This is a genomic window from Streptomyces sp. JH14, from assembly GCF_029428675.1.
In the GTDB taxonomy this organism is placed as follows: Bacteria; Actinomycetota; Actinomycetes; order Streptomycetales; family Streptomycetaceae; genus Streptomyces.
Window position 1 is genome coordinate 4258923 of sequence record NZ_JAJNEL010000001.1, and the last position, 11837, is coordinate 4270759.

Annotated in this window: 8 protein-coding genes and 1 pseudogene; 5 read left to right on the forward strand and 4 right to left on the reverse strand. The window is 69.4% G+C overall.

Features of this window, described 5'->3' with window-relative positions:
* Window positions 1-555: 555 nt before the first annotated feature.
* Complete coding sequence (locus LRD69_RS19255) at window positions 556-2013, forward strand: NF041680 family putative transposase (protein WP_277327821.1); 1458 nt, start codon at window positions 556-558, stop codon at window positions 2011-2013.
* A gap of 189 nt (window positions 2014-2202) precedes the next feature.
* Window positions 2203-3027 (forward strand): hypothetical protein, encoded by an 825-nt coding sequence (locus tag LRD69_RS19260; RefSeq protein WP_277327822.1) that lies wholly within the window; start codon window positions 2203-2205, stop codon window positions 3025-3027.
* 162 nt (window positions 3028-3189) lie between these two features.
* On the opposite strand, the gene LRD69_RS19265 is transcribed toward LRD69_RS19260, so the two are convergent.
* On the reverse strand, window positions 3190-3849 hold the full coding sequence (locus tag LRD69_RS19265; RefSeq protein WP_277327823.1) for an NAD(P)H-dependent oxidoreductase: 660 nt from the start codon (window positions 3847-3849) through the stop codon (window positions 3190-3192).
* 288 nt (window positions 3850-4137) lie between these two features.
* Entirely contained in the window at window positions 4138-4881 is a 744-nt protein-coding gene (locus LRD69_RS19270) for a VOC family protein (protein WP_277327824.1), read from the reverse strand.
* Window positions 4882-5353: 472 nt separating this feature from the next.
* Between LRD69_RS19270 and LRD69_RS19275 the strand changes: the two genes are divergently transcribed.
* A complete protein-coding gene (locus LRD69_RS19275) occupies window positions 5354-5608 on the forward strand; it encodes a hypothetical protein (protein ID WP_277327825.1) in 255 nt (84 codons plus the stop codon).
* 325 nt (window positions 5609-5933) lie between these two features.
* Window positions 5934-6288: pseudogene (locus LRD69_RS19280) on the forward strand (VOC family protein).
* A 45-nt stretch (window positions 6289-6333) separates the two neighbouring features.
* On the opposite strand, the gene LRD69_RS19285 reads toward LRD69_RS19280, so the two are convergent.
* Window positions 6334-9180, reverse strand: a complete 2847-nt coding sequence (locus LRD69_RS19285) for a LuxR family transcriptional regulator (RefSeq protein WP_277327826.1) — start codon at window positions 9178-9180, stop codon at window positions 6334-6336.
* 209 nt (window positions 9181-9389) lie between these two features.
* Here LRD69_RS19285 and LRD69_RS19290 point away from each other — a divergent pair, with 209 nt between their 5' ends.
* The gene (locus tag LRD69_RS19290) at window positions 9390-10586 is read left to right on the forward strand and encodes an epoxide hydrolase family protein (RefSeq protein WP_277327827.1); all 1197 of its coding nucleotides are present in this window, start codon (window positions 9390-9392) and stop codon (window positions 10584-10586) included.
* A gap of 592 nt (window positions 10587-11178) precedes the next feature.
* Here the strand turns inward: LRD69_RS19290 and LRD69_RS19295 are convergent.
* Window positions 11179-11835 (reverse strand): SDR family oxidoreductase, encoded by a 657-nt coding sequence (locus LRD69_RS19295; protein WP_277327828.1) that lies wholly within the window; start codon window positions 11833-11835, stop codon window positions 11179-11181.
* Window positions 11836-11837 lie beyond the last annotated feature (2 nt).

The following is an 11837-nucleotide window of genomic DNA, read 5'->3' on the forward strand; positions in this document are numbered from 1 at the left end:
GGCTCTCCTGCGTCCCGTTGTGCGCCACTGACGCCCCGTGATTCTGCTTGCCGCCCGACATCGCGTCCCGGCCCAATCCCAACCGAAGCGTCACTGGGTGGCGCCCGCCGTAAATCTGTCGGCCAGGCGGCGCTACTGGGGGCGGTTTCACAGCAGTTACTCGGTGACTCACGTCAGGAGCGAGGGCCCTCGCTCCTCGATCAGCCCGACTCCCGCCCGATGACGAAGCGTCAGTTGGGCGGACTGCCTAAGGGCTGTCCCGTAATCCCTGGCGGGCGCACGACGACAGCTGTGGCACCTCGCTGCGTTGTCGGAACGCCCGAATACGACCGGTATGAGAACGCTCCTCCGGCTTGCGATGCACCACATCTGACGCCGCGCGCTGATCCACCAGGGATTACGGGACAGCCCTTAGCTTGATCTTTAACCTTGGGGTCCGAACGACGGTTCGTACTTGATCGCTCGGATCGGTAACTGGCGTACGTACGGGCGGCCTTCGGCTGAGCATGTGATCCGACCAAGGAACACACAACGCTCAGCACGAAGGCCGTGGGGATGAGTCTGTCGCATCATGTTGTCCGGCAGGATCCGTTTGGGGAACTGTCACGCTTCCGGGGTGAGTTCTACTCCTGTCTGACCAGGCGTGCGGATGCGTTGTTCGAGCTGGCCGATGCCGTGCTGTGTGCGGATGGCCCGGTCCGGTCGCTGGTGGAGCTGTCGCTGGTGGGCGAACACCGTCGCGGGCACGGTGGGCTCTACGACGCCCTGGCCGCAGGCCGGGTGGATATCGCCCGGCTGCGGCGGGCCCTGGCCGCGGTGCCGCTGCCGCGGGCGGCGGACGGCCGGCTGGTCCTGGCCGCCGACATCACCTGCTGGCTGCGGCCCAGCGCCCACACCTCACCGCAGCGGATCCTGTGTCACACCTACGGGCGGGGCAAGGACCAGCACATCCCCGTTCCCGGCTGGCCGTACTCGGTGATCTGCGCGCTGGAAACGGGCCGCAGTTCCTGGACGGCGCCGCTGGACGCGCTGCGTCTGGCCCCGGGAGATGATGCTGCAACCGTCACGTCCGGGCAGATGCGCGAACTCGTCGAGCGGCTGATGGCAGCCGGGCAGTGGAAAGACGGCGACCCGGAGGTCCTGATCGTGGTGGACGCCGGCTACGACGTGCCCCGGCTGGCCTTCCTGCTGAAGGATCTGCCGGTGCAGGTGCTGGGCCGGATGCGCTCGGACCGTGTCCTGCGCCGAGCAGTGCCGACGCGGGAGCCCGGTGTCCGGGGGCGCCCGCCTCGTCACGGGGACGAGTTCGTGTTCGGTGACCCCAAAACCTGGGGCACGCCCGACGAGCACACGGTGACCGAGACCCGTCTCTACGGCACCGCCACCGCACGGGCCTGGGGCCGGCTCCACCCGAGACTGCCCCACCGCTCGGCCTGGACGGCTCAGCTGGGCGCCTTGCCGGTCATCGAGGGCACCGTGATCCGCTTGCAGGTCGAGCACCTGCCCAGCGGGGCGACACCGAAGCCGGTCTGGCTGTGGTGGTCAGGTCTCGACGCCACCGAGACGGAAGTCGATCTGCTCTGGCAGGCGTTCCTGCGGCGTTTCGACATTGAGCACACCTTCCGACTGTTCAAGCAGACCCTGGGCTGGACCTGCCCGAAGATCCGCACCCCCGAAGCCGCCGACCGCTGGACCTGGCTGATCCTCGCCGTATTCACCCAACTCCGGCTCGCCCGCCCACTGGCGGCCGACCTCCGACGGCCATGGGAGAAACCGAGCCCGTCCGACAGGCTCACTCCCGCCCGCGTCCGCCGCGATTTTCGGCACCTCCGCCCCAAGGCGGCCTGTCCTGCCGGAGCACCGAAATCCTCCCGCCCCGGCCCCGGACGGCCATCCGGTCGCAAGAACACCCGGCCCACTCCACGCTATGACGTGCACACAGTCGGCAAACCGGGCCCCGCAAAACGACGGACGAAGAAGTCGACGACCCCGCGTCCACGCCGCACAGGTTAAAGATCAAGTTAGCTGATGCCGTTTCGGCTTAGGGCCGCGTCCGGTTGATGTCGTGGTGATCCAATCGTTGCCGCACCGCGTACAACCGCGTGCAGCCCTCTCTTGTCCCACAGTCAGCCGAGAGGATAGGCCTCTGGCCGGTGCGCTACGCGTTCGGTCCAGGCTGCAGGGGAAGGGGCGAGCTCGAAGATGGGCAAGACGATGTGGGAAGCGGTGGTCGCCGGTGGGGCTGCGCTCGTGTTCACAGGGGTGGCGGCGGTGCCGGCTGGGGCGGCGGAGGGTGGGGTCTCCTTCACCAGGGTCTCGGTGAATGGTGGGAAGCCGATCGTGATCGGGGTCCAGGAGGAGGTTGAGGTGCATGCAGTTCTCCGGATGACGACCAAACTCAGATACGAGTACGGGCCGACGGTGTTCCCCTACCGGGGGAAGACGGACAATGCGGAGACCCTGCAGAGCAGCATCATGACCAGCGACTGCAAGGTCGTGGACAGGGTGAATGGAATCTGCGACTTCGACGAATGGCTGTACATCGACCCGCGGGACTTTGACTTCGGGAACGAGGACGCAGGCACCTGGCGAACTGCTGCGCGGGTCTTTCTCCCCGGCGACGCCCAGGACATTGACGACGTGAATCTCCCGGTGCAGGTCAAGCGGGCCACACGCGTCACCGTCGACGCCTCGCCGGAGCCGGTTGCGGTAGGGAAGACGATCACCGTGTCCGGGCGGGTCACACGGGCGAACTGGGACACCCACACGTACCAGGGGTACGCGGGCCGTACCGTCAGCCTGCAGTTCAAGGCGTCGGGCGCCTCCTCGTACAAGACGGTCAAGACTGCGACGTCGAGTGCGACAGGGGCACTCAAGACCACGGTGAAGGCCACCGGGCCGGGGATGTGGCGGTGGACGTACTACGGCAACTCCACCTCCGGGGCGATGTCGTCGACCGGGGACTATGTCGGCACTCCAGTCCGAGTGTTGCACTCGGCGGTCCGACGAGTGTTGCACTCGGGGTAGATCCCTGAGCGTGCTCCTCGACTGCGCGGACATCACCCACGTCCGCGAGTTGGGGCTGGTCAAGCTCCTGGTCGACGGACCAGCAGTCGAGATCCTCGCCGATGCCGACTGCCAAGGGCTCGGAGCACAGACCGGCGGACGCGGCCTTATGGCATCCCGGCGTCACGCCTCGGCCCGTTGGGTGATGGCTGCCTCGGTGCGGTCTCCCAGGAACTCGTACCACCGGCGTTCCAGGCAGACGTAGCGCATGTCGGCTTCGACGAGGCTGAGGAACCCCGTCACGGTCTCGGTGAGACGTTGCTGCAGCCCCAGGTCGGTCAACGTTCCGTCCTCGGCGAAGGCCTGGTAGCTATTGGCCAGGCTGAACATGTCCGGGTAGACGCGGGTGCCCAGGTGCTCCAGGGGAATCCTCAGGGTCCACAGCCCGCGGTTGCCGCCGATCAGGGACGGTGAGGCGGAGACGAGCATCGCGTGCTTGGTCTTGAACGGCTGCGGCCGGATACGGGAGACCCAGTCGATCGCGTTCTTCAGCACGCCCGGCACGGAGGCGTTGTACTCCGGTGAGGAGATGACGAAGGCATCGCTCTGATCGAGCCGGTCGCGCAGGGCGAGTGCGCCTTGCGGCAGTCCTTCGGTGGTCTCCATGTCGCCGTCGTACAAGGGCATGTCGAAGTCGCGCATAGGGGCGAGGTCAACGGTGGCACCGGTGTCGGAGATGAGGCGTGCCACGAGGGCGGCGAGACGGGCGTTGGTCGAATCGGCCCGCAGCGCCGCGCCGAAAACCAGAACCCGCAGCGGGCCGGGATGTGTGTCCGTGGGCATGGCTCGGTCCTTCCGTCGTGGCACGCGCCCCAGGCGGGGCGCCCCATCGACCAGTGTGGTTCCGAGAGCGCCGTCGTGCGACAGCGCCGGGAACCGACAGCCCGGAGCCGGCCGGGCCGATCGTTCGGCGCCCGCTCGGGGCCGCCGGGGTGGGCGAGCGAGCTGATCTCACCCCGACACGCATGCTCTCGCCCTCCGAATCGACGGAGACGCCGCAGCCCGAGTCGTCCGGGGGCATGACGATGAGCACGCAAGGCTCACGTGTCGGGGTGTCGTCAGGGCTCCGGATCAGGACGAGCCGAGGACGCAGAGCTCGTGGCCCTCGGGGTCGGTCAGGCACGTCCACGGGACGTCGCCCTGGCCGAGGTCGAGGTCGGTGGCGCCGAGGGCCCGCAGCCGGGCCACCTCCGCCGCTTTGTCGTCACCGGGGTACGGCAGCAGGTCGAGATGGGCGCGGTCCGGCACGGTCTTCCCGTCCGGCGTGCGGAGGAACTCGAGATACGGGCCGACCCCCTTGGCGGAGCGCAGCACCGCACGCTCGTCGGTCACCTCGTGCAGGGTCCAGTCGATCGCCTCGTCCCAGAATCGGGCCATGGCCCGCGGATCCGCGCAGTCGACCACCACCGCGGCGATCGGCCCGGTGTCCCGGTAGATCTCCCGGGGCTCCAGCACGCAGAACTCGTTGCCCTCCGGGTCGGCGAGGACCGTCCACGGCACGTCGCCCTGGCCCACGTGGGCGGGTGTTGCACCGAGAGCCTGGAGGCGCGTGACCAATTCCGCCTGATGGGCCGCAGAGGTGGTGGCGAGATCGAGGTGCACACGGTTCTTCGTCGTCGTCTTGGGTTCCGGGACGGTCACGACGTCGATGCAGACGGCGACCGGGTCCGGCCAGACGAAGCCGCCGCCGGGTTCGACGTTGGTCACGCCGGGTGCCTCGCTGGAAAGACCCCAGCCGAGCGCTTCCGCCCAGAACCGGCCGATCGCCGAGTCATCAAGAGCCTTTATGTTCACCTGAACAGGTCGCAGTGCCATGCCGACGACCCTATGCACCCTGCAACGACATCCGCAGGTACCGTCGCCGAACAGAGACGTCGTCTTCTTTGACGGCCGGGCGCGTGGTGCCGGTACGACGAGTCTCGCTGGGCGCTTGGTATCCGATGAGCTGCGGGAGTTGTCCGGGCGGGCGGCGCCGGAGACGGTGGTCGTACGCCCGCAAGGCGGTGGCCGTCGATGGTCAGGGGATGCGACTGCATGGGAGCGGTGCCACGATGGTTGCGTGACCTGAACTGATCGCGATCCGAGGGTTGGTTCACCGGCTGGGCATGCATCACGCCGAGCCATCAAGGACGCGCGCGCTCACGTGGCGCCGATAGACGCGTGTCCGAAGGGACGCCCCCCGCACCTCCGCTGCTGATGGCGGACGCCTCACGTGTACCTGAGGCCCGGAAAGTGCTCACGAGCCCGCATCTCGCATGCAGCAGCGCGCGAAAGGCAGGGTCTTGCAATGAAGCCATCAACGAGCGTTCGCCAACGATCAAGAATATCGGCGTCCATCTCGATCGCAGTGCTGACGGTAGTTGCCGTGCTCGCCTCGCTGCTGCTCGGCTCGGCGGGGACAGCGCAGGCCCGGGAATCGTTGCCGCGCTCCCCGAATATCCCCCGGGTCGAACCCGGCTGCGATACCGGGCTACTTGAAGATGAATACGTGGTGTGCTGCTGGGATGAAAACGGTTCCTTGGAATGCACGGGAATTGTTTGAACCCATCGCTGTGCACCGTCTTGCCGTTCTCTGCAGCCGACGTACGCGCATGACCCCGGTCTCCTTCGCGTCAGGCCGCGGAGGTTCGGCGGCGACGCGCTGACCGTCGGCCGCAGTCCCATCGCGCGGAGCTGCCGGCGCGTCGCGTATCCGTCGGGGCCATACGCCGCCGCCCAGTTGGAAGCCAGCGGGTTCGTCTGAACGCTGGTGTGTGCCGAACCTGCAGGTGGTGGTGGATGCGCGCGGGGAAGGCGCTCGGGTTCAGCCCGATGGCGGAGGCCTGAGTGCCTGTCATCCGAAGCCCCGGCAGGTCAAAGCTCGCCGGATGACCTTGGAATGGGAACAGGTAATTGTTCACTCGGAAGATCCGGTGGCCCTGGGGCGGTGGTGGGCCGACGCTCTTGGCTGGGTCGTGTGTCCACTCCTCCGACGAGGAGTTCGAGATCCGCCCGGAGCCGGATCGCCTGCCGGGGTTGGAGTTCGTCCGGCTTGATGAGAGCAAGATAGCCAAGAGCCGACTGCATCTCGACTTCAGGCCTGATGACCAGGACGCCGAGGTGGCTCGTCTGGTGGCTCATGGCGCACAGCGTGTTGATATCGGCCAGGGTGATCAATCGTGGGTCGTCCTGGCAGACCCCGAAGGCAACGAGTTCTGTGTCCTTGGCCGGCGGCGTCAGTAGAGAGGTCTCCTTCGCGTCAGGCAGTGGAGGAGGCGCAGGGAACGCTCATGCCGAGTGACGGTGGGGCGCGGTACCCGCTGTCCGTAAGGCAGTTGGGGCAGATCCGGCGGGGTTCGGAGGGGGCAACGCCGAGCGCAGTTGCCTGCGGGAGCTGACTCCGAGCTTGGTGAACACGTTGCCGAGGTGCCATTCCACGGTGCGTGGACTGATGAACAGCTGGGCGGCGATCTCCGGATTGGTGTGCCCGTCTCGGGCCAGCCCGGCGATCTGGGTTTCCTGGCCGGTGAGTTCGGTGAGCGTGTCAACCGTCCGTTTGCGCGCGGTCTCTCCGGTCGCCAGAAGCTCCCTGCGGGCGCGTTCGGCGAACCCGTCGGCTCCGATCCGGCTGAACGTCTCGTAGGCGGTGCGCAATTGGGTGCGGCTGTCCTGGCGGCGGCCCCGGCGGCGCAGCCACTCGCCGTACAACAGGCGGGCGCGGGCCAGGTAGACGGTGACCCGGCAGCGTTCGAGACGCTCGATCGCCTCCCGGTAGAGCGCGTCGGCGGCCTGGTCATCGCTCAACAGCGCGCGCGAGCAGGCCTCGGTCCCCAGGGCCCAGTCGGTGCCGCTCGTACCGGTGCGAGCGGTGAGCTCGTCCAGCGCCGCCGCGGCGGCCTCCGGCTGCCCGCTGCGGGCAGCCGCCTCGATCAGTTCGACCAGTGCCCACCCGAAGATGCCCAGATCCTCGTACTGGCATGCACGCGTCGCGGCTGCCAGCGCGGCGTCGTAGTGGCCCAGGCCGTTGTGCAGCAGCGCGGTCGCGTATTCGGCGAAGGCGAGAGCGCGCCCCTCACCCCGGGCGCGTACTTCTTCGGCGGTGGCCTCGATGAGGCCCAGGGCCTGGGCCTCCTCTCCCCGCCAGGCGCTGAGGATGAGTGACGTGTACATCATGGGTACGCCGCCCACCGCCTCCGAGATCGCCGTGGCCTCGTCGATCAGAGCCGCCGCGGTGTCGAATTCGCCGGCGTGTACGTGGAAGCACGCCTGGTACGTCAGCGCCATCGGGAGAACGGCGAGCGCCCCCGACTCACGGGCGATGCCCACGGCGCCGGTCGCCAGTTCCTGCCACGCGGCGTCGTTCCACATCTCCGGCGCGAGAGGATCCGGTGTCATCCGGCACGCCAGCCACATCCAGCGCCGGTCCTCATCCGTCGTACCGGATCCCTGCTCCTGCCGGACGAGCTGCAGCGCGTGCCGGAGAGCGCCGACGCCGGCGGCGTGACCGTCGATGATCAGGCTGGTCACGCCGTCCAGGAGAATGTCCACCATCCTCGGCGTGGGCAACGGAGGCGGTCCGGCGCGGGCCGCCTCCGCCACCTCTCGCAGCCCGGGTCCTTCACTCAGCCGACCGGCGAACATCGCCGCGCCGAACGCTTCCAGCAGGGTGTCGCGGGCGAGGGAGGCGTCCAGTGGCGCCAGCCGTTGTGCGGCGTCGAGCAGGAGGCCGGGCGCGCCACCGCCGCGTACCTGGGAGAACACCAGCCGGGCGCGCAGCCGCTCCAGACGGGCTCGCTGCAGGTCGTCGAGGGGGCCGGTCTCCGCCATCGCGAGCATGCTGTGGGCCTGGTCGACCCCGCCGGCATCGATCGTGGCCTGGGCGGCGGCCAGCGCCCGGGTGACGCGGCGCGCGGGATCGGGCGTCAGCTCGGCCGCCCGCCGCAGGAACGCCGCCGCCGCGGCAGCACCTCCCCTGCCCCGGGCCCGGCACGCCGAGCGCTCCAGGTCGAAGGCGACGCTCTCCTGGGGCCGGGCGGCGGCGTGGGCGCGGTGCCAGGCCCTGCGGTCGGGGTCGAGGTGCGGATCGGTGGCCTCCGCCAGCGCCTGGTGCGCCGCCCGGCGCTGCGGTGCGGACGTCCTCTGGTACACGGCCGAGCGCACCAGGGGATGGTGGAATCTCACTTTCGCGCCGAACTCGACGAGGCCCGCGGCCTCGGCCGCCGCGGCGGCCGAGGCCGCGGGGATCCCCTGCAAGCCGGCCGCGCGCCACAGCAGGCCCACGTCACCGGTCGGCTCGGCCGCACCGGTCATCAGGAGCCGCCGGCTCTCCTCCGGCAGCATCTGGAACCGCTGGTGGAGGACGGTCTCGATGCTGCCGGCCACAGGGCCTCCGGTGGGGAACCCGAAGCCGCCCGCCAGTTCGGCGGGCGCGAGCGCGCGCGGCAGCTGTAGCAGGGCCATCGGATTGCCGTGCGCCTCGGCCACGATCCGCTCCCGAACCAGCGGATCGAAGGGCACGCGGACGGCCGACGCCAGCAGGGCACGCGCCTCGGGGTCCCGCAGACCCTTGACGATCAGTTCCGGCAGACCTGCCAGCTCGCGGCCCTCGGCGCAATCCCGCCGGGCAAAGATCAAAGCCACCGGTTCGGCCACCAGCCGCCTCGCGACGAACGCCAGCACCTGCAACGACCCTTCATCGAGCCACTGCGCATCGTCGACGAGGCAGGCCACGGGCTGATCCACGGCGGCGCGGGCCAGCAGGCTCAGCACCGCCAGGCCCACCAGGAAGCGCTGCGGCGGCCCGCCCTCCCGCAGTCCGAAGGTGACGGACAACGCGTCGCGCTGGGGCACCGGCAGCTCGCCGAGCCGGCCCAGCAGGGGAGCGCACATCTGGTGCAGGCTCGCGAACGGGAGCTCCATCTCCGACTCGATGCCCGCGACGGCGACGGTGCGGAACCCGTCCGCACGGCCGGCTGCATAGTCCAGCAACGCGGTCTTGCCGATACCGGCGGCTCCGCGAAGCACCAGCACCGCGCTGCTGTCCGCCCGCGCCGTGGCCAGGACCCGGTCCAATGCGGCCATCTCCCGGCCCCGGCCGCGTAGAGGCACCCGTGCATCGATGGCAGGCACGCCCATGGACCGATCTCCCTGATGCGTCGATTTAACCCTTCATATGACTTTATTCCCCTTCGGGTGCTTTTCGGAGTTCGGCGGCCTCGGGCCGGCCCCGGGGTCCGGCCACGGGGTCATCCCCGGGAGTTCCCCCGGGGCGACGCGCGCCGCCCCCATTCAGTGTGGAAGAGCCCGCGGCACGGAGCCGCTGACACAGCAAGGAGAATTTCGACATGTCTGACACTTCCGCGTCGACGGCGATCCGGCCGTTCACGTTCGAGTTCCCCGAGGCAGACCTCGAGGACCTGCGTGCGCGCATCAAGGCCACGCGTTTCCCCGAGAAGGAGACCGTCGCAGACCAGTCCCAGGGCACCCAGCTCGCCACGATGCAGAAGCTGGCGCGGTACTGGGCCAAGGAGTACGACTGGCGCAAGGTCGAGGCGAAGCTGAACTCCTACCCGCAGTTCATCACCGAGATCGACGGGCTGGACATCCACTTCCTCCACGTCCGCTCGAAGCACGAGAACGCGCTGCCGGTGATCGTGACGCACGGGTGGCCGGGTTCGGTCGTCGAGCAGCTGAAGATCATCGAGCCGCTCACCAACCCGACGGCCCACGGCGGGAGCGCCTCGGACGCCTTCCACGTGATCATCCCGTCGATGCCCGGCTACGGCTTCTCCGGCAAGCCGACCGAGAAGGGTTGGGGCCCCGAGCGCATCGCGCGTGCGTGGGGTGAGCTGATGAAGCGCCTGGGTTACACCAAGTACGTGGCGCAGGGCGGCGACTGGGGTGCGATCGTCACTGACCTGATGGGCGCGCAGGAGCCCGAGGGGCTGGTCGGCATCCACACCAACATGCCGAAGGTGATTCCGGCCGACATCGACGCCGCGCTCGCCAAGGGCGAGCCGCTGCCCGAGGGGCTGTCGCTTTCCGACGAGGAGAAGGCGGCGGTCGAGCAGCTGGGCTTCGTCTACAAGCACGTCTACTACGCGTACATGATGGGTGACCGCCCGCAGTCGCTGACCGGGCTGGCGGATTCCCCGGTCGGCCTGGCGGCCTTCCTGCTCGACCACGACGCGAAGAGCCTGGCCATGATCTCCCGGGCCTTCGACGGAGTGACCGAGGGCCTGTCCCGCGACGACGTCCTGGACAACATCACGCTGTTCTGGCTGACCGACACGGCGATCTCCGCAGCCCGTCTCTACGCGGAGAACACGACCTCGTTCTTCGGTATCAACAACGTCAAGCTCCCGGTCGCCGCCAGCGCCTTCCCCGACGAGCTCTACCAGGCCCCCAAGAGCTGGACCGAGCAGGCCTACCCCAACCTCGTCCACTACAACAAGCTCCCCAAGGGCGGCCACTTCGCCGCCTGGGAGCAGCCGGAGCTCTTCGTGAACGAGGTCCGCACGGGCTTCCGCTCCCTGCGATGACCGACCGCCCCTGACGCCTGCGGGCGTCAGCCCGGGGGGAGTCGACGGCGCATGCCTGGGGCGGCCCCTTCCTGTCCGGGGAGGGGCGGCTCGGGGGACACCCGGGGGGCCTCCGGGTGTCCCCCGGCAGCACCGGGCTCCAAGGAACCGTGCAGGTCGCAGAAGGTGAAGTCTGCCGGCCTGGCCTGCCCAGACCCTGGCGCCGCCACTCGAACTGAGCCCCCGACCCGCATGTCCGGTCGGGGGGCTCAGTCGTTTTCCGGGCCTCCTGCACGTGAACCGCCGGGGCCGCTCCGCTGTCCGAGTTCGCACCTGCCCCGCGCGCACCGGGCGTTGCACGCTGCCACGCCGGACCTGTGGGATCCGGTGGCGCGCAGCACGGTCCGGTGGGGCGGCGCGGCCGGTACGGGCCTCCCGCTGTGACAACGACACGCGAGGCGATGCTCACTCGTTCGACCCAACGAACTTCGTGCTCCCCGCAGTTGGCGAGGGGCGGGCGGAGGGACCGGTCCGGGCCGAGGAGAGGGGCCCGGACCGGTCCCTCGCCCCGTCGGTCCCGCGCCTCCCCGCCGCCGTCGCCCCGCCCGTGCCGTCAGTTCCCCGCGACGTCCTTCACCGCCACCGCCACCGGCACGTTGCCGGAGATCAGTTCCAGCGTCAGACCTGCCGTCGCCGGGGTGTCCAGCAACTCCAGCAGCGCCGCCGCCACATCGTCGCGCGCCACCGGGCCGCGCCCCGTCGACACGGCCATCAGGACCTGTCCGGTGCCCGCGTCGTTCGTCAGCATCCCGGGGCGCAGGATCGTCCAGTCGAGACCGGGCCTGGAGCGTACGTACGCGTCGGCGGCACCCTTGGCCCGCAGGTACGCGTCGAAGACCTCGTCGCCCGGGTGGTCCGGATCGGCACCCATGGCCGAAACCACGACGTACCGCCGTACGCCGGCCCGTTCCGCCGCGTCGGCGAACAGCACTGCCGCGGCGCGGTCCACCGTGTCCTTGCGTTCCTTGCCGCTGTTCGGGCCCGCACCGGCTGCGAAGACGGCCGCGTCGGCGCCGCGCAGGACCTCTGCGGTCTGTTCCACGGAGGCCGATTCGAGGTCCAGGACGACCGGTTCGGCGCCGGCCGCCCGGAGGTCGTCGCCCTGTTCCGGATTGCGGATGATGCCTGTGGCCTCATCTCCGCGCGCAGCGAGCAGCCGCTCCAGCCGCAGCGCGATCTGACCATGTCCACCTGCGATGACAATGCGCATGG

Excerpts from the sequence above, each read along its gene's own strand:
- LRD69_RS19255 (WP_277327821.1), top strand. The coding sequence starts at position 556 with ATGAGTCTGTCGCATCATGTTGTCCGGCAGGATCCGTTTGGGGAACTG.
- LRD69_RS19260 (WP_277327822.1), top strand. The coding sequence starts at position 2,203 with ATGGGCAAGACGATGTGGGAAGCGGTGGTCGCCGGTGGGGCTGCGCTC.
- LRD69_RS19265 (WP_277327823.1), bottom strand. The coding sequence starts at position 3,849 with ATGCCCACGGACACACATCCCGGCCCGCTGCGGGTTCTGGTTTTCGGC.
- LRD69_RS19270 (WP_277327824.1), bottom strand. The coding sequence starts at position 4,881 with ATGGCACTGCGACCTGTTCAGGTGAACATAAAGGCTCTTGATGACTCG.
- LRD69_RS19275 (WP_277327825.1), top strand. The coding sequence starts at position 5,354 with ATGAAGCCATCAACGAGCGTTCGCCAACGATCAAGAATATCGGCGTCC.
- LRD69_RS19285 (WP_277327826.1), bottom strand. The coding sequence starts at position 9,180 with ATGGGCGTGCCTGCCATCGATGCACGGGTGCCTCTACGCGGCCGGGGC.
- LRD69_RS19290 (WP_277327827.1), top strand. The coding sequence starts at position 9,390 with ATGTCTGACACTTCCGCGTCGACGGCGATCCGGCCGTTCACGTTCGAG.
- LRD69_RS19295 (WP_277327828.1), bottom strand. The coding sequence starts at position 11,835 with ATGCGCATTGTCATCGCAGGTGGACATGGTCAGATCGCGCTGCGGCTG.